Origin of the sequence: Kribbella qitaiheensis (assembly GCF_014217565.1) — a bacterium.
GTDB classification, from domain to species: domain Bacteria; phylum Actinomycetota; class Actinomycetes; order Propionibacteriales; family Kribbellaceae; genus Kribbella; species Kribbella qitaiheensis_A.
This window is the reverse complement of record NZ_CP043661.1, coordinates 3151865-3173143: the sequence shown is the minus strand read 5'-3', so window position 1 is coordinate 3173143 and position 21279 is coordinate 3151865. Positions and strand designations below refer to the sequence as shown.

Here is a 21279-nt window from a genome sequence, read left to right as displayed (position 1 = left end):
GGCTACTTCTTCACCACCCGGTAGGTGAGGTGCTGGGCTGCCGGGGTCGAGATCGACTCGGTCAGCTCCAGGTGGACGGATTCGGATGGTTCGGCCGGGAACAGGCGGGTCCCGGCGCCGAGTACGACGTTTGCCACGTGCACCAGTAGGACGTCGGCCAGTCCGGCCGCGAGCACCTCGTGACAGATCTGGCCGCCGCCCATCACCACGACATCCTTGCCATCGGCAACTTCGAGCGCTTGCTCGACTGCGTTCGCCACTCCGTCGGTGACGAAGCGGAAACGGTCGCCCAGCCGGGTCTGCGCCGGCGCGGAGCGGGTGACCACGAACACCGGCGGATTCGCCTCGCCGGACGGCCCGGTGACGTCGCCCGTCTCGTCGGACCAGCCGCCCGGAGCGTCGATGACGTCGAACAGGTTCCGGCCCTGGACGAGCGCGCCGGTCCGCTCGAAGGCGGCGTCCAGGATGGCGCGGTCCTCGGCAGCGCCGTGGTGGACCCATTCGTGCAGCGGCATCCCGCCGTCGCCGAGGCCGTTGCCGAGACCGGCGTTGGGCCCGGTGACATAGCCGTCCAGCGACATCGAGATGTCGACGATCACCCGGCTCATGCCGCACCGCCGGCGAGGAGTTCGGTGAGGCGGTCGTAGGAGTCGCGGATGCCGTGCTCCATGCCGCTCTGGACTGCCGCGTCCCGGCTCTCGACGGAGGGAAAGACGGACTGGGTGTGCAGGCGGACGCCGGTGTCGGTCTTGGTGTAGGTGGCCCGCTCGAGGCAGACCTCGCCGGGGGCGCCTTCCCACTCGAAGGTCTGGATCACCAAGGCGTCCTGCTCGACGGTGTGGAAGACCCCGCGAAAGGCGTACTCGTTGCCGTCGGCATCGCGGTGGATATAGCGGTAGCGGCCGCCGGGACGGACGTCGTACTCGACGACCTCGGCCTCGAGTTCGCGCGGGCCGAGCCACTGGGCGATTAGGTCCGGATCGGTGGAGACCTTGAACAGCTGGGCCGGAGTGGCGTCGAAGTCACGGGTCACCTCGACGAACGGCGTACCGGGTGCGGCGGTGATGGTGGTCGGGTTGGTGTTCATGAGTCTTGCTCCTTCACGGTTTCGAGGACGGCGTCGATACGGCGGAACTGGCGCTCCGAGATCAGCCGGAAGCTGTCGATCCAGCTCGTCAGCGCCTCGAGTGCGGCGGGGTTGAGATGGCACGGCCGGCGTTGGCCGTCGCGGCTGCGGGTGATCAGGCCGGCGGCCTCGAGCACCTGGAGGTGCCGCGAGATCGCCTGCTTGGTGATGCCGAACGGCTCGGCCAGTTCGTTCACCGTCGCTTCGCTGCGGGACAGCCGCGCGATCAGGGCCCGGCGGACCGGATCACCGAGGGCCGTGAAGCCCCGGTCGAGTTGTTCATCATCAACCGACATCTTTATCAACCATTCCGTTGATCAACTGATGTGTTGAATATAGGCAGGTGCGGGCGATCGGTCAAGAGGCGGGTTAGCAACTTTGGTTGACAATCCAAAGATGTCAACCTAAGTTGCTTGTATGACGACGGAGAAGCTGACGGATCCCACGGATCCCGGCGCCGGCCTGGCGGCCGCGGTGGCGCTGCGCCGGCTGGCCGACCGGCTGGAGGACAGCCAGGTGGAGGAAGCGATGCGGACCGGCTGGAGCTGGTCCGACGTGGCTGAGGTGCTGGGAGTCACCCGGCAGGCCGTTCACAAGAAACACGCCGCGCGGCTGATCGCCGCGGGTGTCGCCCTGAGGAGGCGTTGATGACGACCAAGTTGAAGGATGTCCGCACGGTCCTGGTCCAGGATGCCCGCGAGGAGGCGGCGCTGGACGGTTCGGCCGCCATCGAGGCGGAGCACGTGCTGCTCGGGTTGGCCCGCCAGCCTGGAGGTCGCGTGGCCGAGTTGCTGGCCGAGGCCGGCCTGACCAGGGAGGCGATCCGCGCCGCGCTCGACCGTGAGTGGGAGGGCACGTTGGCTGTCGCCGGGATCGCCGTCGCGGTCGCGGAGTTGCCCCCGGCAACGCCTGATCGCGGCAGGCAGCCGAAGTTCGGCGAATCGGCCAAGCTCGTACTCAAGCGCGCTGCTGAGAAGGCCAAGAGACTCGGCGCCAACCGGCTGACCGCCGCCCACATCCTCGTCGGCATTCTCGACACCGACCTCGGCCGGGTCGCCCGTGCACTCGACCTGGCAGGCATCGACCGGCCGGCTCTCCTGATCCGGGTCCAATGGCTCGCCGGCGAGGAAGTGCGTTAGCTGGTACGAAAGGCGGCCATCATGGCCATGTCCTCGTGCTCCAGGTTGTGGCAGTGAATCAGGTATTTGCCCTTGTGGGCGGTGAATCTGACCAGGACCTCGACGACCTCGGCAGGCCGGATGTCGACGGTGTCCTTCCAGCCCGCGTCGTACGGGCCGGGCTTCTTGCCGCCGCGGCGTAGCACCTGGAAGGGTGCGAGGTGGACGTGTACGGGGTGGTGGACGTCGGTGACGAACGACCAGATCTCGTACTGATCGAGTTTCACCTCGGCCTGCATCACCTCGGGATCGAATGCCTTGCCGTTGATCGTCCAGCCGGTATGGCCACCGGCGTCGCCCCGGCGGAAGGCCCACTTGCGGCGGACCACGCCGGCCGGTTCGGGCACCGCGGCGTACGACGAGAGCTTGCTCGGGATGCTCGTGTCGTCGGCGGCCTTGGCGGTGACCCGGAAGCGCATCACCTGGCCGGTGCGGTCCTTGGAAAGCTTGTTCAGCAGGGTGACCTCGGTGCCCGGCTGGTACTTCGAGAAGTCCACGACCACGTCGAACCGCTCGGCCGGCGCGACCACCAGACTGTCGTGCTCGACCGGTGCGCCGAGCAGCCCGCCGTCGCTTCCGATCTGGATCAGCGGCTGTCCGGGATCGAGTGCCAGCTCGTACCGCCGGGCATTCGAGGCGTTCAAGATCCGGAACCGGTACTTCGCGGCCGCCACCTCGAGGACCGGCCACGGCGCACCGTTGACCAGGACGACATCGCCGATAACGCCTTCCATGTAAGCCGATTCGACGCCAGGGCCGTTCTTGGCGGCGGGGTAGCGGAATGATCCGTCGGCCGCGAAGGCGCGATCCGCGATCACCAGCGGGATCTCGCGATCGCCGCGCGGCAACGGCAGCGCGTCCTCCTCGTCGTCGCGAATCAAATGAAGACCGACGAGCCCGCGGTAGACCTGCGGGGCGGTGTAGTCCATCCGGTGATCGTGGTACCAGAGCGCGGCGGCTCGCTGGGTGTTCGGATACGTGTACGTGCGACTGCCGGTCTTCTGGTCGCCACCGCCCGTGTCCATGTGATCCATGTGCTCGTGGTGACCGCCGTTCGGCAGCAGGAGATCCAACGGCCAACCGTCACTCGCAGCTGGAGTGTGACCGCCATGCAGGTGCACCACGGTCGGTACGTCGAGTTGGTTGACCTGCTCGATCACAGTGGTCCGCCCGCTGCGTACGTCGAAGGTCGGGCCGGGGAACAGTCCGTCATACCCCAGTACTTCGGTTCGCAGGCCAGGCAGGATCTCCAGGCTCGCCCTCTTCTGCACAACCCGGTAGTAGTCGCCATCAGCCTCGGTCCGCACCGGCTTCTTCACTGGCGGGATCGGCAGCGGCACCTTGAAGGGCTCCGGTAGCGGGACCTCGCTGTGCAGCAGTTCGGCCGTCTGGCCGGGGGATAACTCCAGGCCGCAGTCAGCCAGGGTCGCGGCCAGGCCGGTGCCACCGGCAACAGTCAGGAACGTTCGGCGGGACAGCCTCATTGCGTTACCTCCAGGCGGCCGTGGCGAGCGCTCGGGCGGAAGGACCAGCTGGTCAGGGCTACGACGCCGACGACGATGGCCGTGCCGAGCGGCACGTGGATCGCGAGCTGCTGCGAATGCCCGAAGATCATCTGGAGGAACTCGGCGAAGAACAGCGCGAGCGTGATGCCCGCAGGCCACAGCCGGCCGCCGCCCGGTCGCCAGTAGAGCAGGGCGACCACGAACTGGAGCATGCAAAGCATCCAGAGCGTCGAGCCGATCGGGCTGTGCACGTTCATCGCATCGGCGTCACCGGAGAGGTAGTAGCCGGCCATCACCGGTTGGGCGACGACAAGGCACATGTGGAGCAACAGCACGAGGCGAAACGCCCACAAGGAGACGCGCGGACGTCGTACGGGCTGTCGGCTGGGTGTTTGGACCTCTTGTGTCATGCGGCCACCGCCTGGCTTCTCGTCGTACGGCGGATCCAGACGGCGAAGGCGATGGTGCTGCCGACCAGGGCGATGCCGAGGGGGATGTGCAGGACCAGGTTGTGGGTGTATCCCATGCTGACCTGGACCACCTCGGCGACCAGGATCCCGGCCGTCAGCAGGACTGCCCGGCCGCGGCCGCCGCCCCGCCACCACATCGTTGCTATCAGCAACTGGCCGAGGCAGAGGAACGCCACACTCAGGCCGATCGGTTCATGGATCCGCACCGCGGTGCCCGAACCGTTCAGATAGGAACCCGCGAGCACGGGTTGCAGGCAGACCGCGACGGCATGCGTCAGCGCGACCACCCTGAGGACTGCCAGGGACTTCATGTCGATCATACTAGTAGCTTGTCTACATGTAGCGCGACAGGATATTCCCGAGAAGACCCCGGCCGGGCAGGCCGAAGCCCCCGAGTGGGGCGCTCGGGGTGCGGCCGGAGGGGAGGTCAGGTCAGGTTGCCGAGGGGGGAGACGATGATGCCGGCGCGCTCGCAGACCCAGTGCGGATCGGGGCCGAGCTCGGGCTCGATCCGAAGCTCGTGGTCGTTCAGGTCGTCGCACGCCGTACAGCGCGGCCAGCGGATGCCGGAGTCGACCAGCCGGTCCTGCAGGTCCTGGGCGACCAGGCCGGCGATGTGCTCGGCGCCGTCGGGCCACTGGTCGAGCCACCACTGCCGGCCGGCCACCACGTCCTCGAGCAGGGACACCATCACGGCGTCGTCGAATCCCCGCGCGGCCAGGTCGTGCAAGACCATCGCGCGGGCCGTCAGCAGGATCCCGGGCTCACTCATCGCCCTTCAGGGTGCCAGACGGAACCGACAAAACCCCACGCCTGGTCGGCGTGGGGTCCGGTCGCCTCGGGAGAGGTCTGTTCCAGGAGTCAGCCGGAGGCCGGTTCGCAGTGTGACCGCGGGGCGATCCGGTCCGCGAGCTTGAGCTCGTGGGCCGCCGCCTTGCGAAGCATCGCGCCGAGGCCGGCGCGGACGGCGTACGAGCGACGGGGTGCCGGCTCGTAGTACTCCTCCTGGGGAGCGTTCGGTAGGGCGGACTGGGCGAGAGACCTCGCGTTCTCCACTGCGGTGTTGCCGGCGATGAAGTAAGTCATGGTCGTGCTGCTCCCTTCCGGTGAGCTTTGTGATGGCACAGTGATCAGAACCAGCGGCCGGACGGCCGTGGTCGGACCTGTGGATTTATGCGGTCAGTGCGGTGCGGGACCGCTGCTCGAGCGGACGATCAGCTCGGTCGGCAGCAGGACTTGGTGTTCGGTGAACTCGGGGTCGAGCAGGACCCGGCCGACCGTCCGGCCCTTGTCCTTGATCGGCTGCCGGATCGTGGTCAGCCCGGCGGTCTCGGCGGCGGGGATGTCGTCGAAGCCGACCACGGTCAGGTCCCGGCCGGGAACCAGTCGGCGGGTCTTCATCGCCTCCATCGCGCCGAGTGCCTGGACGTCGCTCAGGCCGATGATCGCGGTCGGCCGGTCCTGGGAGTCGAGCACCAACTCGGCGCCCCGGAGCCCTGAACTGAAGGCGTTGGCGCCGCCCGAGACCAGCCTGATCCGGGCGCCTGGCAATTCCCGCTGCAGGCCACGGATCCGCCACTCGCAGTCGTTGCACCCGACCTCGTCGAAGGTGAGCTCCACCGGCCGGCTGCCGGGGGCCTCGGTGTTGTCGACCAGCACGACCAGGTCGGAGTGGCCGAGCCGGGCCAGGTGGTGGCCGAGCTTGGCGGCGGCCTCCTGCTCGTCGATCGCGACCCAGGACGACTTCGGGTCGGCGTCGCGGGCGGTCGAGACGGTCGGGATACCGCGCTTGCCGAGCATGTCGAGGCCGGGGTGGCCGGTGGCGACGCAGAAGATCGCGGCGCCGTCGATCGAGGCCTGCCGGACCGCGTTGGCGCCGCCCTCGATGTCGGACGAGCTGAGCGGCATCAGCAGCAGGCTGGTGACGAACTCCTCGGCGACCTCGGCCAGGCCCGCGAGGAAGCCGACGGCGTACGGATCGGAGAAGGCGTAGGCGAGCTTGTCGGTGAACAGCACGCCGACGGCGCCGGCCTTGCCGCTGCGCAGCGCGCGGGCCGAGGCGTCCGGGCCGGCGTACCCGAGCTCCTGGGCCTTGGCCAGGATCCGGTCGCGGAGTGCGCCGGACAGCTGGCCGGGCTTGTTGTAGGCGTTGGAGACGGTCGACGGCGACACCCCGACGGCCTGCGCCACGGTCTTGATGGTGACTGAGGGAGCCATCGTCCTGCCTCTCTTCTGAATCGTTCTTCTAAATCGTTCTAGAAAAACGATACAGAAGGTCTTCGGAGAGTGCAACAGCTATTTCTGGCCGGGCCGGGTGGGGCGATGCAGGATGATGTCCTGCATGGGTTCGTTGCTGGAGGTCATCGCTCTGCATCCGGCCGATGCGGAAGCGGCTCAGGAGGGTGGCGCGGACCGGCTGGAGCTGTGCGCCTCGATGGAAGCCTCGGGGCTGTGCCCGTCGGTGTCGACGGTGAGCGCGATCCGCCGGGTGACGGATCTGCCGTTGCGGGTGATGCTGCGCCTGACGGACACGTTCGGAACCAACGGGGCCGAGCTGAACCGGCTGACCGCGATGGCCCAGTCGTACCTGTCGGCCGGCGCGGACGGGTTCGTGTTCGGCTTCCTGACCCCGGACAACCAGGTCGACACCGAGTCCGTCGCGGCGCTGGCGAGCACCTTCGCCGGTACGCCGTGGACGTTCCACCGGGCGATCGACGCGGTGCTCGAGCAACGGCCTGCCTGGCGCGCGCTGCGCAGCCTGCCCGGCCTGGACTGCGTACTCACCGCCGGCTCGTCACTGGGGGTCGGCCACGGACTGGACGACCTCACCGGGCTGGCCAAGGAGGACCCGCAGGTGGCGAAGGTGATGATGGCGGGCGGCTCGCTCCAGGCCGAACACGTGCCCTGGCTGTACGGCGCCGGCGTACGGCGCTTCCACGTCGGCTCGTCGGTCCGACAGGACGGCTCGTGGACCAAGGCGTACGTGAACTCCCGCTTCGTCCGGGCCTGGCGCAATCTGCTGGACGCCCAGGACAGCAAGGGACAGAACGCGTGATCCTGATCGACCCGCCGGTCTGGCCGGGCTGGGACCGGGTCTGGTCCCATCTGGTCAGCGACGAATCCCTCGACGAGTTGCATGCCTTCGCCCGCCAGGCAGGTATCCCGGCTCGCGCCTTCGACCGGGACCACTACGACGTACCGTCCGACAAGTACGACGAACTGATCGCGGCCGGCGCCACCCCGGTCGCCAGCCGCGACCTGGTCCGCCGCCTGATCAACTCCGGCCTCCGCCACCGCAAAGGCACCTGACCTCACATTCAGGAGCCGTATCTCGTCGAGTGGGTGAGAGCAGCCGGGTGCGAGGGAGCCGACAGGGTGAGTAGTACAGAGTCTGATCCGGGTTTGAGCGCGATCATGAGTGAGCGGCGGCAGCTGATCAACGTCGCTTACCGGTTGCTGGGCTCGCTGGTGGACGCGGAGGACGTCGTACAGGACACGTATGCGCGTTGGTATGCGATGTCGCGGGAGGAGCAGGAGGCGATCCATTCGCCCCGGCGCCTGGCTGACGACTGTTGCCAGCCGGATCTGTCTCGACCTGCTCGGGTCGGCGCGGGCCCGGCGGGAGAAGTACGTGGGCGAGTGGATTCCGGAGCCGCTGCCCGGCGGGACGGAGTGGGCCAGCTCGCGGACGCCTTCCGATCCGGCCGACCGGATCACGCTCGACGAGTCGATCAACATGGCGTTCCTCGTCGTACTCGAGTCGATGACGCCGGCGGAGCGGGTGACGTTCGTCCTGCACGACGTCTTCCGCTATCCCTTCAAGGAAGTGGCGGAGATCGTCGGCCGTACGCCGGCAGCGTGCCGTCAGCTGGCCACGTCGGCCCGTCGGCGGATCCGCGCCGCGGATGCTCCGGTGACCCCGACCGCTCAGCAGGTCGGCATCGTCAGAGATTTCAAGCAGGCTTGGGAGGCCAAGGACATCGGCGCGCTGATCGGCCTGCTCGACCCGGACGCCACCTCGATCGCGGACGGCGGCGGCCTGGTCCAGGCCTTCCTCCAGCCGATCGAGGGCGGCGAGACGATCGCCCGTTTCCTCGTGGACCTCGCCGAGCGGGCCGGAGACCTCGAACTCGCCGAGAGCACGGTCAACGGTCAGCCAGGTCTGATCGGCCGGCAGAACGGCGTGACCGTCACGGTCTTCGCCTTCGACATCGTCGACAACCGGGTCAAGCACCTCTGGGCGATCCGGAACCCGGAGAAGCTGCGTCCCTGGACCGAATGACGAGAAGGCCCCCGCCGGCGGCGGGGGCCTTCTTTTAGTCGAGCAGTTCGGTCACCGTGCCGGCGGCGACCGTGTGGCCGCCTTCGCGGACGGCGAAGCCGAGGCCGACGTCCATCGCCACCGGCTTGGCCAGCTCCACGCCGAGCTCGATCGTGTCGCCGGGCATCACCAGGGTGATCTCACCGAGGTCGATGCCACCGGACACGTCCGTCGTACGGAAGTAGAACTGCGGCCGGTAGTCCGCGGCGAACGGCGTGTGCCGGCCGCCCTCGGCCGTCGACAGCGCGTGCAGTTGCGCCCGGAACTTCCGGTGCGGCCGCACGCTGCCCGGCAGCACCACCACCTGGCCGCGACGGACCTCGTCGCGCTTGATGCCACGCAGCAGTACGGCGGCGTTGTCGCCCGCCTCCGCGGACTCCAGCGACTTGCCGAACGTCTCCATCCCGATCGCCACACTCGCGACGGTCGGGCCGAGACCCACCACCTCGACGGCGTCGCCGACACGCAGCGAGCCGCGCTCGACCGCACCGGTGACGACCGTGCCGCGCCCACTGATGGTGAGCACGCTCTCGATCGGCATCAGGAACGGCTCGCCCAGCTCACGCGGCGGCACCGGCACGTACTCGTCGACCGCGTCCAGCAACTCGACGATCGCCTTGCTCCACTCGGGGTCGCCCTCGAGCGCGCGCAGGCCGGAAACGCGGATCACCGGCACCTCGTCACCCGGGAAGCCGTACTCCGACAGCAACTCCCGGACCTCCAGCTCGACCAGGTCGAGCAGTTCGGGGTCGTCGACGGCGTCCGCCTTGTTCAGCGCGACCACCAGGTACGGCACTCCGACGCGTTGCGCGAGCAGCACGTGCTCACGGGTCTGCGGCATGGCGCCGTCCTGCGCCGACACGACCAGGATCGCGGCGTCCACCTGGGCGGCGCCGGTGATCATGTTCTTCACGTAGTCGGCGTGCCCGGGCATGTCGACGTGCGCGTAGTGCCGGTTGGCGGTCTCGTACTCGACGTGCGAGATGTTGATGGTGATCCCGCGCTGGACCTCCTCCGGCGCCCGGTCGATCCCGTCGAACGCGACGAAGCGGTTGACGCCCGGGTCGCGCTCGGCGAGCACCTTGGTGATCGCGGCGGTCAGCGTGGTCTTGCCATGGTCCACGTGGCCCATGGTTCCGATGTTGAGGTGCGGCTTGGTCCGCACGAACTGGCTCTTGGCCATGATGCGTTTTCCCTTGCTGGTCAGAAGATTAGTCAGAGCCAGGACCCCCGGCACGCACCTTCGACACAGCAGTTTCGTACTGCGGTCACAGTATTTACTGCGGTGGAAGGGGGCCGGTTTGCCGTGCCACCCTCCTCCGCGGGTCCTGCTTCAGCAGGAGGAGGGTCGGCTTCGCGCGCCGGTGAACAGATCTTCTGATGCCCACGCGGCAGCGCCTGGCAGGCATAGGCCTGACAGGAACGCAGCGGAATCCACGCGGAACATAGTCATCACGGTAGAGCTCAACGCTGCCCCCGGCAACGGAATTCCCGCGCCGTGACCGGAATCAGAGTTGCGGGACCACCAGCTCGGCGGCGGCGGCGATCAGGGCGTCGTCGTACTTCGCGTCGACGGTCGAGCGGCTGGACATGATCGCCAGGACGATGGGGGCACGGCCGGGCGGCCAGACGACGGCGATGTCGTTGCGGGTGCCGTAGCCGGCGCCGCCCGTCCTGTCGCCGACCTTCCAGGACTTTGGGACGCCGGCCCGGATCAGCGCAACCAGCGGTCAGCAGGAACAGTACGGAGATCGCTACGGCTCGACGCATGTGACAAGAGGCTAGTTCAAGGCGAAGAGGCGGGTGTTGTCGGAGAAGATGGGGCGGCCGTCGGCGACTGTTACCGCCGGCTTGTCGCAGGTGACCTTCTTGGTGTCCGCGACCGATGCCGCTGTCGGACCGGCCACGATCGGGCGGGACAGGATGCCGGTGGTGCCGACCATGATGGGCGAGCAGGTGCCGTCGGGCTGTGGCATCAAGGTGACCACGCGGCCGTCCGGCAGCATCCCGAAGCCGTCCCGCGGGTACTCGGGCCGCTGCAGCTTCGGCGGCACCGGCAGCAGGTGGTGCCACTGCGTAGTGCCGTCCGCCGGGCTCACGGCCGACACATCGTAGTTCTGTACTTCGCCGGGCTCGTTGGTGGTCCTGCAGGTGACCAGGACGAGGGACGCGTGAGTTGCCGTCAACTGTGCGTCGCACGAGGACGTCCCGAGTCGCGGTCGCGGCGTACCGGGTATTGGCGAGGTCCACGAGACGCGGCCTTCGCCGACGTCCACGGCCCACTGGTAGAGCGTCCCGCCGGCCGCGCCGGTCCACACCAGCCCGGACACCTCACGACTGTCGGGGACGGCCACCATGTCGCCTACCCACGTCGTCGGGTCCAGCTCGGTGCTCAGATCGAACCGGATGCCCAGGTCGACCTCCCAGCGCTGCTTGCCGTTCGTCAGGTCGAGTCCGCGCACCACGGCGTGATTGTCATCGCAGGCGTCGACCACCACGGGCCTGGTCGGCCAAGAGCTCGCCCTGCGTCACCGTGCACTGCAGGCGGGTCCGCCAGTGGGTCGGATTGCTGACGCCGTGCGCGACGACGTACTTGCCCTCTGCCACGAGCAACTGGTTCCCATCGACGGCCAGTGCGGTGCCGTCGGTGTGCACCTCCGTGAGCACCTTGCCGGTCTCGGCATTCAGTACGGCGTACGTCGGCAGCTCGATCCCGCTAGGGGCCCGGTTCCCGGCGTACGGGAGGTGTGCGGCGAGCGTCCGGCCGTCGCCGGAGACGAGTAGGCCACGGGACCCGTTGGAGGCGGCGCCGTCGACGTCGGCCCGGGAGTAACGCCACCGGATCTGCCCAGTGGTCGCGTCGGACATCACTACGCCGTCGGAGCGCAGCTCTGCGACACCGCCGGCGGTTCCAGCGATCGCACCGGTCGCCGGGACTTCCCGGCTCCAGGCCAGCTCGCCGTCGAGCCGGACGGGGAGTACGCCGGGCGGGATGGTCGTGGTGGTGCTCACGGTGTTGGCCGTCTCGAGCCGAGCCTGCACGAACGGCTCACCGGCCGACACGACGATCCAAGCCAGCAGTGAAGCGCAGACCAGAGCCACTCCGAAACCGAGGGCGCGCGGTGGGGCCAGCGCGTACGGCGGGGCGAGGCGGAGGCGTCGGGCGAGCGCAAGGAGTGCCCCGGCGAGCACTAATGCGACAGAGGCGAGCATGAGGTACGGCCAGCGCTCGCTCATGGCGGCACCCGGCTGCGCGGCGGGCCAGCGCCACCAGCACACGCCGATGGCGACCACGCCTGTGGCGACCAACGCGAGGGCGGGGATGGCCACCAGTCGCGGCTGGCCTCGCCGGAACCAGGCGCAGACCAGAGCGGCAGCGACCGCAGTACCGGCTATTGGGGCCCAGACCGGGAAGCCGGTGACTTTGTTGGGAGCGGCAGGCCAGTGTGCCGCGGCACCGAGGCCGCGGCCGAGCAGTACGGAGGCTGCGACGATCACGCCGAGCGCTGCGCCCAGGTAGATCATCGGGATCAGGCCGGAGATCGGCCGGGCCGCCTTCGGTGCCCAGGTGGTCAGCTCGCGATCTACGTTCTCGCGGGCGGCTGCCTCCCAGTTCTCGTGGCCTCGGCTGGTCGCGTACAGCGCGGTACCGGCCAGGCCCTGCAGGAAGGTCATCCGGCCACGGGCGAAGTCGCGGTCGCCGATGTGCCCGTACTCCTCGCGGATACCGACGGCGTACTCGTCGTACCGGTCGGCGGGCAGGCTCAGGATGCGCAGGTCGGCGTCGCACAGGACAGCACCGTTCGCGTCGTCCGGATCGCAGTCGTGCTTGGCGGTGAGCCGGATCAGCCGGCCGACTTCCTCGACCTGCTCGGCCGGTACGCCGTACGCGGAGAGCTCGAGCTCGGCCAGTTGCGCCGAGACCTCTTCGTTCTCGCCCGGTTCGGCCGTCGGCTCGTAGATGGCGTCGTGGAACCAGGCTGCGAGCCGCACGGTGTCCGCGTCGTCGGCCAGGTCGGCGAGCTTGTCGATGGCTTCGAGCATCTCGGTCAGGTGCCGCTGGTCGTGATAGTGGCGTTGTTGCTCTGCGTAACGAGCCAGCAGATCGTCGCCCAGCGGCTGCGCGTGCGGCAGCAGGCGATTCCACTGGTCGCGCAGGTCCATGGCTGGGAGTCTCGCACCCGGCAGAGGCCTGTACCGACCGATCCGGGCTTCCCGGTTAGGGTCGTGGCCAAAGCGATATCGCCTTGTCACCTGACCGGTGCAGGGCGGCGGATTGCAGGTTCAGCAGGAGAAGAGGAGCACGCCATGCGATTCGGCCTGGTTGGTACCGGTCACTGGGCGCGAGTGACGCACGGCCCGGGGCTGCGCGCCGCAGAAGGCGTCGAATTGGTCGGCGTCTGGGGGCGGAACGGTGACAAGGCGTCACAGCTTGCGACCGAGCTGGAGGTGACCGGCTACGACGACTACGCGGAGTTACTCGAGGTCGTGGATGCGGTTGCCTTCGCCGTGCCGCCCCGGATCCAGGCGACGATGGCGCTCGAGGCCGCCGCGGTCGGCAAGCACCTCCTGCTGGACAAGCCGGTCGCTGACTCCTTGGACGACGCCCGTGCGCTCGCCGACGAGGCAGCGAACGAGGGAATCGCATCGGTCGTGTTCTTCACCGGGCGGTTCGCCCCGGAGATCCGGTCCTTCTTCGCCGAGGTGCAGGCCACCGGCGGCTGGCGCGGCGGCTGGTGCCGGATGCTGGCGTCGTTGGACGCCCCCGGCAATCCGTACTCCGAATCAGCCTGGCGCCGCGAGAAGCGTGGGGCCCTGTGGGATGTCGGCCCGCACGCCCTCTCCAACCTGACCGCCATGCTCGGCCCGATCACCTCGTTGCAGGCCGTCGGCGGCGCCGGCGACCTGGTCCACCTGGTCAACACCCACGAGTCAGGCGCCACCAGCACGGCAAGCCTCTCCCTCTCGGCACCCCCCAACGGCACCAGCTTCGAAACCGGCCTCTGGGGCGACTCCGGCACCACCCTCCTCCCACGCCCAACCACCCCAGCCGTCGACTCCTTCACCCGCGCAGCCACAGAGCTAGTCCTCGCCGCCGAGTCAGGCGACTCCCACCCAGTAGACGTAGCCTTCGGCACCCACATAGTCGAGTTGCTGGCCTCCGCCGACCAGCAACTCGGGTAAGTCCCCCACGCACCTCCTCCGTCGGCGTAGTACGTGGGTTAGTGGAGGGCGATGATGGTGTTGTCGCCGGAGGTGAGGATCAGGTTGCCGATGGCTCGGGGGTCTCGGGCGCAGGTGATGCCTTCGGGGAGGGGGGCCTGGCGGTAGCCGTCGCGGGTGATGATGTTGGCCAGGCAGCCGGCGGTGCCGCGGGTCAGGGAGGTGACGCGGGCGTCCGTGGTGACGGCGACTCGGGTGCGGGGGTCGACGGGGGCTGTGCTCTGCCAGGCGGTCAGGCCAGTGGTGGTGTCGATCGCGGTGACGATGGTTTTGGTGTTCACGCGGGTGGCGGGGCCAGGGCAGTCCACCACGATCAGCAGGTTCCCGGCCGCGTTCAGCAGTGTGCGGCAGGCCCAGTCGCGCGGTACCGGCCAGCGCCACTTGGTGTCGCCGGTGCGTGGGTCGATCCCCACCAACGCGGCCGGTACGTCGGAATCACCGGCGGGCTCGGCGACGACGACAACCGCCCCCACCAGGATCGGCCGGCGGTACATGTCCGACGGCGACTTGGTCCACAACTTCTTGCCGGTCTTCAGATCCAGCCCTGTTATCTCGTCGGGCTCGCGACCGCACTCGTGGCCAAGGAACGTGACGACGGTGTCCTGGCTGGCGACCGCGCCGATGTTGGTGCAGTTGCCGGGCTCGAAGGTCCAGCGCTCCCGCCCGTCCGGGTCGACCCCGCGCAGCTTGTTCGACCCCTTGCTGACGTCCTCGCGGGTGAGCAGCGGATCCGCTTGCTGGATCGCGTGATCCCGGGTCCGCCCCGGCCATGCTGCCTTGCGCTTGCCGGTGTTCGCGTCGAGCAGCAGGTACCCGATGTCGGAGAACTCCGCGACCAGTAGCTCGCCGTTCCCGGTGGCGTAGATGTCAGGCTTCTCATCCGAGTCGGAGCGCGTGTACCGCCAGCGCAACTCACCGGTCGCGGCGTCGAACATCTCGACCACCCCGGTCTGCCGCGGGATGGCGATCCCGTACTTCGTACCGACGGCCTCCTCCGCGCCGGCACCCGCCAACTCCCTGCTGGCCCACGCGACCTTCCCGTCGAGCGTCGACCGCGGGAACTCGCCGGCCGGCCGGACTCCGCCCTCCACCCGCTCATTGGAGTCCAGGACGTAGTTGCGGGCGAGAGGCTGCACGATCAACAGCAGTGCCAACGCGATCAGCCCCGGTACTGCGAGCCAAGCAAGCTGCTGGCCACGGTTCCGCGACGGGAGGAAGCGCGCGGTTCTTGTACGCAGCAGCGAGCCGACCAGCGCAGCAACGCCGGCCAGCAGCAGCAGTAGCAGCGCCGAGATCAGCAGTGGCACCCGTAGCCCGACCCCAAGAGCAGGGTTCGTCACCGGGACCTGAGCCCACGCCACCAGCAATCCGGTCGCAGCCACAGCCACCACGGCGCCAGACACGAGCAGAGCACGCTGGGTGCTGCTACGAGCGCAGCGGAACAAAGCAGGTGCGCTGAAGAGGGCAAAGGCGGCCAGTACGACCGGCGGCCATCCTGTCTCCGACTCCAATGCCGGCACCTGCCAGGAGGCACCGGCGGCAGCTATAGCGACCACTGTGGCCGCGATGGCCCCGAACGTCGCCATGGCCGCCAGGGCTGCTTGCTGCCAACCACGCCAGGGAGCGGGGAGTTCACTGTCGAGCCCGGCGAGCTCTGCTTCCAAGTTGTCGCGAGCCATCGAGCTCATTCGCTGCCGGGCCAGCTGGGTGCGGTAGAGGTGGCCGTCGAGCAGTTCGCGCACCTCGTCGTACCGGCGTTCTATCGCGGTCGCCCGGTCACCGGAGTCGCGGCGTACTTCGTGTGCGTGGGCTTCGTAGCGGGCGGGTGCAGTAGCGAGGGTGGCGTTGACGGCATCGAGCAGGACGTCACCGTTCGCGTCGCGCCGAGGTGGTGCGTACGAGTCCGTCGGTGGTGTGGACAACGAGCCCGTGAGCCTGACCAGCCTGGCCACTTCGGCGATCCGGATCGGGTCCACGCCGTACGCAGGCAGGGTCTGCTCGGCTAGTCGCGCCGACGACTCGGCGTCCTCGGCAGCGCCGCCACCCGGTTCGTGCACGGCCCGGTGGAACCAGGCGGCGAGCCGGACCGAGGTCGGGTCGGTGCTCAACTGGATCAGCGATTCGAGCCCGGTCAAGACGGTTTCGAGGTACTGGTCGCGGAAGGCGCGACGGTTCCGCCCGAGATATCTGGCGACCAGGTCGTCGGCCAACGTCGTCGAGCCAGGGATCAGCTCGTTCCACCGTTCGCCCAAGGCCACCACCGCCACAGTCTGCCAGCCCGCCCACACGCCCGCCGCTCGATCTCGGCACCATCGGCTTGCGGTTGCCGATCGTCCGCCGAGATATGCCGCCCTGCCGTTTGTCGGCGGTGCCTCAGCGCGGCGCGGCCAGTACGCCGGGAAGCAGCCCGGGGTACAGGCAGTCCAGGTCGTCGCGGCGCAGGCTGCTGATCCGCTTCGTGCCTTCGGTGTGGGTGCTCAGCACGCCGGCCTCGCGCAGGATCCGCAGGTGATGGGCCCGGGTGGACGCCGTCACCGGGAGGTCGATCTCGCCGCAGGCGATGCCCTCCGGCAGTTCGGCGAGCAGGCGGACGATCTGCAACCGCACCGGCTCGCCCAGGGCCTGCAGGACAGCCTCGATGCGAATGTCTTCGCGATCGGGCTGCGGCAGGGCTTTCGAGGTGCTCATGAGTCCATAGTACGACTCCTATCGAACTTCGACGGAGATCGTAGTACGATGATCATCGAAATACTCGTTCCGTGGGAAGGTCCCCCTGATGTCCGCACGCATCTACCTGCTGGCCGCCGGTGCTTTCGCTGTCGGCACCAGCGCGTACGTCGTGTCCGGCGTGCTCCCCGCCGTCAGCTCCGAGCTGCATGTCTCACTGACCGCCGCCGGCCAGCTCGCCACGGCGTTCGCTCTCTCGTACGCCGTCGGCGCGCCGCTGTTGTCCACGTTGACGGGCCGCTGGGAGCGCCGCACGCTGCTGCTCGCCGCGCTCCTCACTGCTGCGGTGGGCAACCTGATAGCGGCTCTGGCCACTGACTACTCGGTACTGATCGTCGGCCGCGTCGTTGCCGCATTCGGTGCCGCGGCCTACACGCCGGCCGCCACGCTGTTCGCTACTGGGTTCCTTCCGCCGGAGGAGCGAGGGCGAGCTGTTGCTGTCGTGTTCGGCGGACTGACGTTCGCGCTCGTGCTCGGCGTGCCGGCCCGGCAGCTTGCTCGGTGGGATTATCGGCTATCGCGGGGTGTTCGGGCTGATCGCGGCGGTGGCCGTGGTGATCGCCATTGCCGTGCAGGCAGCGCTTCCCAAGGTTGACGCGCCACCGGCGGTCAGCTTGCGTGAACGATTCGCCGGGGTGACCGACAGGCGGGTGCAGATCGTGCTGGCGATGACCGTGCTCGCAGTACTGGCGACCATGAGCGTCTACATCTACGTAGTACCGCTGCTGGCCGAGACTGCTCACTTGAAGGGCGGCACCGTCGGTGTGCTGCTGCTTGTGTACGGACTGGGCGCCGTGGTCGGCAACCTGCTCGGCGGCCGGGCCACCGACCGCTTCGGCAGCTTGCGGACGCTGGCCGTGGCGCTGACCGGGTTCACCCTGGTGATCGCGACGCTGACGTTGACCGCCACCACTGTGGTCGGTGCGGGGATCGCGCTGTTCGTGTGGAGTCTGTTCACGTGGGCGTTCAACCCGCCGATCCAGAACCTGCTGCTGGAGCTGGGCTCAGGCGGTGGACTGCTGCTGGCGATGAACGCGTCCGCGATCTACCTGGGCGCCGGACTCTCAGCCATAGCCGGCGGCGTGGTGATCAACCTGGTCGGCGTACAGCTGCTGCCGCCCATCGCCGCCGCACTCGGCGTGGTCGTACTCGGCCTGCTGTTCGTCCTGCGCCGCAACCCGGCGCTGGAAGCGATCGAGCACCTGGAGCCGATCGGGGCCGAGGAGTGCCTGCCAGTAGCCGCCGTCACCGACTGATCGCACACGGCAACAACCCGCAAGCCTGCCTTAACACCCTGTTAGGGCAGGCTTGCGCCCATGCGTCTGCTGGCTGCCCTCTTGCTCGTCGTGCCGACCTGGGCCGTGCCGTCCGAGGTGACGGCCACTCCGTCGGACGTGGTCGCGGGGTGGAAGAGCTCGCCCGTGTATGTCGACTCTTCGCAGCGATCGCTCGTGCCGGAGGAGGAGTCCCAGCGGCTGGCCGCCCGGGTTGACGGCCACACGCCGGCTATCCGGATCGCTGTCGTTCCAGCTGCCGCGCTAGGCAAGGGAGACCGCGACCAGGCAGCCAGGGCCTTCGTGGATCACGTGGTGGACCTGCAGCAGACCGACGGGATCTACCTGGTGGTGTTTGGTGGGGCTATCACCTGGGGGAGTGCGGTCGGGGTGGATGCGCCGATCGCGGAGATACTCACCGACGAGCTCGCCAAGCACAGCCGGTCGGATCCGGTGGGGACGCTGGACGGCGTACTGGACCGGCTGGATGTGCCCAGCTCCTCCAAGGGCGTGCCGGGGTGGGTGCTGCCGGTCGGGATCGTGCTGGTCCTGCTGGTCGGCGTCGGACTCGGCTTGCGGTGGTGGAGACGGCGGCCGGGCAAGGACGACGGGCCCGCGCTCTACCGGCCGTCGTACGAGGTGCTGCCGGATGAGGCGGACACCCTGGCCGAGCGGCGGAAGCTCGCCTCGGAGGACGTGACCCGGTTCGGCGAGGAACTGGATACCGCCGACGTGCGTCTGGACGGTGTGGACACGGCGACGGATGTGCAAGCGGCGATGGACGCGTACGCCGACGCGGGTCGCGTGGTCGACCACGAGCCGGACGACAAGCAGCTCCGCGCAGTACGGGCCACTGTCGAGTACGGACGCTGGCGACTCGCCTGCGCCCAGGCGCTGGTCGCCGGTACGCCGGCACCGCCGCGGCGCGCTACCTGCTTCTTCGATCCGGCGCACGGGACCTCCGTGACCGATTGGATGTACACGCCACCGGGCGGCAAGGCCCGGGAGATCCCTGTCTGTACTGCCTGCCAGGACCGCCTCGCTGGAGGAACTCGATGAACCGCCCCCTTCGTCTGATCGGCACGCTCGCCTTGGTCGCCGCGCCGGTACTGGCCGCGCTGCCTGCCCACGCGACCACGCCGACACCCAACCCGACGGCCAGTAAGCCGACAGCCGGCAAACCGACGACGAGCAAACCGACACGCAGCAAGCCGACGTACGTCTACACGCCGTACACACCACCCGACTACAAGGCTGACCGCGAGCGCGCGCATGCCGACGCGAAGAGCTACCTGGACAATGTCGCCGCCAAGCTCGGTGACCCGGGGATCTGGGTCGACTCGGCGGTGACCAAGCTCAGCGCCTCGGAGGTGGCCGAGCTCGACCGGGCGGTGAAGTCTGCCGCCGCGCCGATGCGGATCGCGGTGATCCCGGCGTCGGCGATCAACACGGCACCGAAGGGCAGCTATCGCACCCAGCTCGCCTGGGAGGGTGAGGAGATCGCCAGTCAGCTGTACGACCGGGTCGGCGTGGAGGGCGTGTACGCCGTACTGGTCGACGCCAGGTCCGAGTCGGACGGCCGTGGCTTCAACGCCGTGCAGCACGCGGACAAGGGCCCGACCTACCACGTGGGTGACGCCGTGGACGAGGCAGTCGACTGCTGTGCGCCTGACTACGACGGCATCCTGACCCGGTTCGTCCAGCGTGCGCAGGTGATCGACGAGCCGTTCTTCATCGACGCAGCTCCATACGCCGGGGGTGCAGCCGGTGTCGCGTTCCTCTGGTGGGGCGGCACCACGCTGAGCGCTCGCCGGGCTCGCAGGCGCGACGAGAAGAACCACCTGGAAGTCTCGGTACCGGTCCTCAACGAGGAGATCATCGCCCTCTCGCAGCAGGTGTCGGAGCTGCCGACGACGTCGGATCCGGAGCAGTCGAAGGTGTCGAAGGATGTGCTCGACACTGTCGAGAAGGCCAGGCATCGACTCGACGAAGCCAAGGGCGATGAGGACACCGAGGCGGTCGCGACACTGCTCGGCTCTGCGCGGTACGGCATGGTCTGTCTCGAAGCGTTGCGCGCAGGCAAGCCGATCCCCGAGCCGACCCCGCCGTGCTTCTTCGACCCCCGCCACGGACCCAGTACTGCGGCTGTGGAGTGGGCGCCCGAGGGCGGTTCAGCGCGAGAGGTGCAGGTGTGTACTGCCTGCGCTGCAAGGGCTGCCGCCAAGCAGGAGCCCGAGATTCGCATGGTGATGCTGCGGGACCGCCCCCGGCCCTACTGGACTCTCGGTGAGGAGCTGGCGTCCTACATGGACGGCTACTGGTCCCAGGGTGACGGCAAGCGCTGGTGGTTCCCGGACCAGGATGCTCGGCGTGCTGGCGAGGCCATGCGATCCCGCTGGCGCTCGCGTCGCGCCGGCGCACGCCTCAGCAGCTTCTCCGACAGCGTCGGTACTGCGATCTCCAGCCGGTCGTCCTCGTCCAGCTACGGCAGCTACGACAACGACAACGACAACGACAACCGCAGCAGCTGGAGCTCCGGCTCGTCGCGCCGCCGGTCGTACTCGTCCCGCACCCGCTCCAGCGGCGGCGGCTCGTCCCGCCGCTCCTCCCGCCGCTCCGGCGGCTCCCGCGGCTTCTGACCGAGAGGACCAGGCGGGGCCGGGCCGAGCGGGACGAGCGGGACGAGCGGGGCCGGGCTGACTCGGGGTCAGGCCCTGCCGTAGACGGAGACGTGGGCCTGGCTGGCTGCTGTGAACGGGGTGCGGCGCCAGTCCTGGACCCTGTCGACCAGGCGGAGTCCGGCCAGGCGGGCCATCAGGTCCAGCTCGCCTGGCGTGACGAGCCGGCAGGTGATCGGGCTCATCGTGATCCCGTTCGTGCCGAGCCGAACATGGTTCTCCTCCAGCAACTGCGTGACCGGGTCGTACCGGCAGACGTCCAGCGAGACCTCAGCGACGCCGACGTGCTCGACCCCCACGTAGTCCTGGCGGTCCGGTTTCACCCACGCGCTCGGCAGCGCGGTCTCGACCACGAACACCCCGTCGTCGCTCAGATGCCTGGCCGCGTTCTCGAAGCACCGGACCTGGTCGTCGGCGGTGAGCAGGTTGAAGATCGTGTTGAAAACCAGATAGACCAGCGGATATTTCCGCCCCAGCTCGACCTTCGACATGTCCCCGATCGTCACGTCCAGGTCCGCGCCGCCGGGCTTCGACCGGAGTTGCTCGACCATCGCGGGAGCCAGTTCGATCCCGTCCACCCGGATGTTATGACCCACCAGCGGCAAGGCCATCCGCCCGGTCCCGATCGCGAACTCCAGCGCCGTACCGTCGGTCGCCAGCTCAGCCAGGAAAGCGGCGCCGTCCGCCTCGTCACCGCGAGGCGCGGCGTCGTACTCCGCGGCGACCTTGGGCCCGAACGACTTCGCCGGATCGAATTCACTCATGCCCGGGACTCTT

At 68.7% G+C, this 21279-nt stretch carries 25 protein-coding genes and 2 pseudogenes; 11 read left to right on the top strand and 16 right to left on the bottom strand.

All coding sequences use genetic code 11. The features are described from left to right. Positions 1–2: 2 nt before the first annotated feature. Genes F1D05_RS14585 through F1D05_RS14575 form a run of 3 tightly spaced genes read right to left on the bottom strand, consistent with a single transcriptional unit; the run spans position 3 to position 1422 of the window. Positions 3–608, bottom strand: a complete 606-nt coding sequence (locus F1D05_RS14585; RefSeq protein WP_185448201.1) for a dihydrofolate reductase family protein — start codon at positions 606–608, stop codon at positions 3–5. Further along, positions 605–1087 carry an SRPBCC family protein gene (locus F1D05_RS14580; RefSeq protein WP_185448200.1) on the bottom strand — a complete coding sequence of 161 codons (483 nt, stop codon included), beginning with the start codon at positions 1085–1087 and terminating at the stop codon, positions 605–607. The genes F1D05_RS14585 and F1D05_RS14580 overlap by 4 nt, the downstream gene beginning before the upstream one ends. Further along, positions 1084–1422: an ArsR/SmtB family transcription factor gene (locus F1D05_RS14575; RefSeq protein WP_185448199.1), complete on the bottom strand. Its 339-nt coding sequence runs from the start codon at positions 1420–1422 to the stop codon at positions 1084–1086. Before F1D05_RS14575 ends, F1D05_RS14580 begins: the two co-directional genes overlap by 4 nt. Before the next feature lie 121 nt (positions 1423–1543). On the opposite strand from F1D05_RS14575, the gene F1D05_RS14570 reads away from it, so the two are divergent. Beyond that, a complete protein-coding gene (locus tag F1D05_RS14570; protein ID WP_185448198.1) occupies positions 1544–1774 on the top strand; it encodes a hypothetical protein in 231 nt (76 codons plus the stop codon). Then, the gene (locus F1D05_RS14565) at positions 1774–2265 is read left to right on the top strand and encodes a Clp protease N-terminal domain-containing protein (RefSeq protein ID WP_185448197.1); all 492 of its coding nucleotides are present in this window, start codon (positions 1774–1776) and stop codon (positions 2263–2265) included. Before F1D05_RS14570 ends, F1D05_RS14565 begins: the two co-directional genes overlap by 1 nt. Here F1D05_RS14565 and F1D05_RS14560 read toward each other — a convergent pair. The 6 genes from F1D05_RS14560 to F1D05_RS14535 form a co-directional block, all read right to left on the bottom strand. Continuing rightward, on the bottom strand, positions 2262–3788 hold the full coding sequence (locus tag F1D05_RS14560; protein WP_185448196.1) for a multicopper oxidase family protein: 1527 nt from the start codon (positions 3786–3788) through the stop codon (positions 2262–2264). The two genes, F1D05_RS14565 and F1D05_RS14560, sit on opposite strands and share 4 nt — an antisense overlap. Further along, on the bottom strand, positions 3785–4219 hold the full coding sequence (locus F1D05_RS14555) for a hypothetical protein (protein WP_185448195.1): 435 nt from the start codon (positions 4217–4219) through the stop codon (positions 3785–3787). Before F1D05_RS14555 ends, F1D05_RS14560 begins: the two co-directional genes overlap by 4 nt. Further along, positions 4216–4590, bottom strand: a complete 375-nt coding sequence (locus F1D05_RS14550; RefSeq protein ID WP_185448194.1) for a hypothetical protein — start codon at positions 4588–4590, stop codon at positions 4216–4218. The genes F1D05_RS14555 and F1D05_RS14550 overlap by 4 nt, the downstream gene beginning before the upstream one ends. Positions 4591–4706: 116 nt before the next feature. Next, positions 4707–5051 (bottom strand): hypothetical protein, encoded by a 345-nt coding sequence (locus F1D05_RS14545; protein WP_185448193.1) that lies wholly within the window; start codon positions 5049–5051, stop codon positions 4707–4709. Between the two features lie 89 nt (positions 5052–5140). Beyond that, positions 5141–5365 (bottom strand): hypothetical protein, encoded by a 225-nt coding sequence (locus tag F1D05_RS14540; RefSeq protein ID WP_185448192.1) that lies wholly within the window; start codon positions 5363–5365, stop codon positions 5141–5143. Between the two features lie 93 nt (positions 5366–5458). Beyond that, complete coding sequence (locus F1D05_RS14535; RefSeq protein ID WP_185448191.1) at positions 5459–6496, bottom strand: LacI family DNA-binding transcriptional regulator; 1038 nt, start codon at positions 6494–6496, stop codon at positions 5459–5461. A gap of 124 nt (positions 6497–6620) precedes the next feature. Between F1D05_RS14535 and F1D05_RS14530 the strand changes: the two genes are divergently transcribed. From F1D05_RS14530 to F1D05_RS14520, 4 genes and pseudogenes are all read left to right on the top strand, one after another. Then, on the top strand, positions 6621–7334 hold the full coding sequence (locus F1D05_RS14530) for a copper homeostasis protein CutC (protein WP_185448190.1): 714 nt from the start codon (positions 6621–6623) through the stop codon (positions 7332–7334). Continuing rightward, complete coding sequence (locus F1D05_RS14525; protein ID WP_185448189.1) at positions 7331–7588, top strand: DUF4031 domain-containing protein; 258 nt, start codon at positions 7331–7333, stop codon at positions 7586–7588. The genes F1D05_RS14530 and F1D05_RS14525 overlap by 4 nt, the downstream gene beginning before the upstream one ends. 105 nt (positions 7589–7693) lie before the next feature. Continuing rightward, positions 7694–7750, top strand: a pseudogene (locus tag F1D05_RS40215) (hypothetical protein); the annotation flags it as partial. Positions 7751–7910: 160 nt separating this feature from the next. Further along, entirely contained in the window at positions 7911–8561 is a 651-nt protein-coding gene (locus F1D05_RS14520) for a sigma factor-like helix-turn-helix DNA-binding protein (RefSeq protein ID WP_246486696.1), read from the top strand. Positions 8562–8595: 34 nt separating this feature from the next. Here F1D05_RS14520 and tuf read toward each other — a convergent pair whose 3' ends face one another. The 4 genes and pseudogenes from tuf to F1D05_RS14505 form a co-directional block, all read right to left on the bottom strand. Then, on the bottom strand, positions 8596–9783 hold the full coding sequence (tuf, locus tag F1D05_RS14515; RefSeq protein ID WP_185448188.1) for an elongation factor Tu: 1188 nt from the start codon (positions 9781–9783) through the stop codon (positions 8596–8598). Positions 9784–10108: 325 nt separating this feature from the next. Continuing rightward, positions 10109–10321 (bottom strand): annotated as a pseudogene (locus F1D05_RS14510) (serine hydrolase); the annotation flags it as partial. 60 nt (positions 10322–10381) lie between these two features. Next, positions 10382–11065: a hypothetical protein gene (locus F1D05_RS40210; protein WP_246486695.1), complete on the bottom strand. Its 684-nt coding sequence runs from the start codon at positions 11063–11065 to the stop codon at positions 10382–10384. A gap of 10 nt (positions 11066–11075) precedes the next feature. Next, positions 11076–12764, bottom strand: coding sequence for an HD domain-containing protein (locus tag F1D05_RS14505; RefSeq protein WP_246486694.1), 1689 nt, complete (start codon positions 12762–12764; stop codon positions 11076–11078). A gap of 144 nt (positions 12765–12908) precedes the next feature. Between F1D05_RS14505 and F1D05_RS14500 the strand changes: the two genes are divergently transcribed. After that, complete coding sequence (locus F1D05_RS14500) at positions 12909–13784, top strand: Gfo/Idh/MocA family protein (RefSeq protein ID WP_185448187.1); 876 nt, start codon at positions 12909–12911, stop codon at positions 13782–13784. A 38-nt stretch (positions 13785–13822) separates the two neighbouring features. On the opposite strand, the gene F1D05_RS14495 is transcribed toward F1D05_RS14500, so the two are convergent. Both F1D05_RS14495 and F1D05_RS14490 read right to left on the bottom strand, forming a co-directional pair. Beyond that, a complete protein-coding gene (locus F1D05_RS14495; protein WP_246486693.1) occupies positions 13823–16084 on the bottom strand; it encodes a PQQ-binding-like beta-propeller repeat protein in 2262 nt (753 codons plus the stop codon). A 112-nt stretch (positions 16085–16196) separates the two neighbouring features. Further along, positions 16197–16511, bottom strand: coding sequence for an ArsR/SmtB family transcription factor (locus tag F1D05_RS14490; RefSeq protein WP_185448185.1), 315 nt, complete (start codon positions 16509–16511; stop codon positions 16197–16199). 88 nt (positions 16512–16599) lie between these two features. Here F1D05_RS14490 and F1D05_RS38850 point away from each other — a divergent pair, with 88 nt between their 5' ends. From F1D05_RS38850 to F1D05_RS14475, 4 genes are read left to right on the top strand one after another with little or no spacing between them, the layout of a single operon-like run. Further along, entirely contained in the window at positions 16600–17145 is a 546-nt protein-coding gene (locus F1D05_RS38850) for an MFS transporter (RefSeq protein WP_206686215.1), read from the top strand. Then, positions 17075–17806, top strand: coding sequence for an MFS transporter (locus tag F1D05_RS38845; RefSeq protein WP_343066596.1), 732 nt, complete (start codon positions 17075–17077; stop codon positions 17804–17806). The genes F1D05_RS38850 and F1D05_RS38845 overlap by 71 nt, the downstream gene beginning before the upstream one ends. A gap of 60 nt (positions 17807–17866) precedes the next feature. Beyond that, positions 17867–18883, top strand: a complete 1017-nt coding sequence (locus F1D05_RS14480; RefSeq protein ID WP_185448184.1) for a hypothetical protein — start codon at positions 17867–17869, stop codon at positions 18881–18883. Further along, on the top strand, positions 18880–20463 hold the full coding sequence (locus tag F1D05_RS14475) for a hypothetical protein (protein ID WP_185448183.1): 1584 nt from the start codon (positions 18880–18882) through the stop codon (positions 20461–20463). The genes F1D05_RS14480 and F1D05_RS14475 overlap by 4 nt, the downstream gene beginning before the upstream one ends. Before the next feature lie 68 nt (positions 20464–20531). On the opposite strand, the gene F1D05_RS14470 is transcribed toward F1D05_RS14475, so the two are convergent. Next, positions 20532–21266: a class I SAM-dependent methyltransferase gene (locus F1D05_RS14470; RefSeq protein ID WP_185448182.1), complete on the bottom strand. Its 735-nt coding sequence runs from the start codon at positions 21264–21266 to the stop codon at positions 20532–20534. Between the last annotated feature and the right edge of the window lie 13 nt (positions 21267–21279).

Excerpts from the sequence above, each read along its gene's own strand:
- F1D05_RS14585 (WP_185448201.1), bottom strand. The coding sequence starts at position 608 with ATGAGCCGGGTGATCGTCGACATCTCGATGTCGCTGGACGGCTATGTC.
- F1D05_RS14580 (WP_185448200.1), bottom strand. The coding sequence starts at position 1,087 with ATGAACACCAACCCGACCACCATCACCGCCGCACCCGGTACGCCGTTC.
- F1D05_RS14575 (WP_185448199.1), bottom strand. The coding sequence starts at position 1,422 with ATGTCGGTTGATGATGAACAACTCGACCGGGGCTTCACGGCCCTCGGT.
- F1D05_RS14570 (WP_185448198.1), top strand. The coding sequence starts at position 1,544 with ATGACGACGGAGAAGCTGACGGATCCCACGGATCCCGGCGCCGGCCTG.
- F1D05_RS14565 (WP_185448197.1), top strand. The coding sequence starts at position 1,774 with ATGACGACCAAGTTGAAGGATGTCCGCACGGTCCTGGTCCAGGATGCC.
- F1D05_RS14560 (WP_185448196.1), bottom strand. The coding sequence starts at position 3,788 with ATGAGGCTGTCCCGCCGAACGTTCCTGACTGTTGCCGGTGGCACCGGC.
- F1D05_RS14555 (WP_185448195.1), bottom strand. The coding sequence starts at position 4,219 with ATGACACAAGAGGTCCAAACACCCAGCCGACAGCCCGTACGACGTCCG.
- F1D05_RS14550 (WP_185448194.1), bottom strand. The coding sequence starts at position 4,590 with ATGAAGTCCCTGGCAGTCCTCAGGGTGGTCGCGCTGACGCATGCCGTC.
- F1D05_RS14545 (WP_185448193.1), bottom strand. The coding sequence starts at position 5,051 with ATGAGTGAGCCCGGGATCCTGCTGACGGCCCGCGCGATGGTCTTGCAC.
- F1D05_RS14540 (WP_185448192.1), bottom strand. The coding sequence starts at position 5,365 with ATGACTTACTTCATCGCCGGCAACACCGCAGTGGAGAACGCGAGGTCT.
- F1D05_RS14535 (WP_185448191.1), bottom strand. The coding sequence starts at position 6,496 with ATGGCTCCCTCAGTCACCATCAAGACCGTGGCGCAGGCCGTCGGGGTG.
- F1D05_RS14530 (WP_185448190.1), top strand. The coding sequence starts at position 6,621 with ATGGGTTCGTTGCTGGAGGTCATCGCTCTGCATCCGGCCGATGCGGAA.
- tuf (WP_185448188.1), bottom strand. The coding sequence starts at position 9,783 with ATGGCCAAGAGCCAGTTCGTGCGGACCAAGCCGCACCTCAACATCGGA.
- F1D05_RS14505 (WP_246486694.1), bottom strand. The coding sequence starts at position 12,764 with ATGGACCTGCGCGACCAGTGGAATCGCCTGCTGCCGCACGCGCAGCCG.
- F1D05_RS14500 (WP_185448187.1), top strand. The coding sequence starts at position 12,909 with ATGCGATTCGGCCTGGTTGGTACCGGTCACTGGGCGCGAGTGACGCAC.
- F1D05_RS14490 (WP_185448185.1), bottom strand. The coding sequence starts at position 16,511 with ATGAGCACCTCGAAAGCCCTGCCGCAGCCCGATCGCGAAGACATTCGC.
- F1D05_RS38850 (WP_206686215.1), top strand. The coding sequence starts at position 16,600 with ATGTCCGCACGCATCTACCTGCTGGCCGCCGGTGCTTTCGCTGTCGGC.
- F1D05_RS14480 (WP_185448184.1), top strand. The coding sequence starts at position 17,867 with ATGCGTCTGCTGGCTGCCCTCTTGCTCGTCGTGCCGACCTGGGCCGTG.
- F1D05_RS14475 (WP_185448183.1), top strand. The coding sequence starts at position 18,880 with ATGAACCGCCCCCTTCGTCTGATCGGCACGCTCGCCTTGGTCGCCGCG.
- F1D05_RS14470 (WP_185448182.1), bottom strand. The coding sequence starts at position 21,266 with ATGAGTGAATTCGATCCGGCGAAGTCGTTCGGGCCCAAGGTCGCCGCG.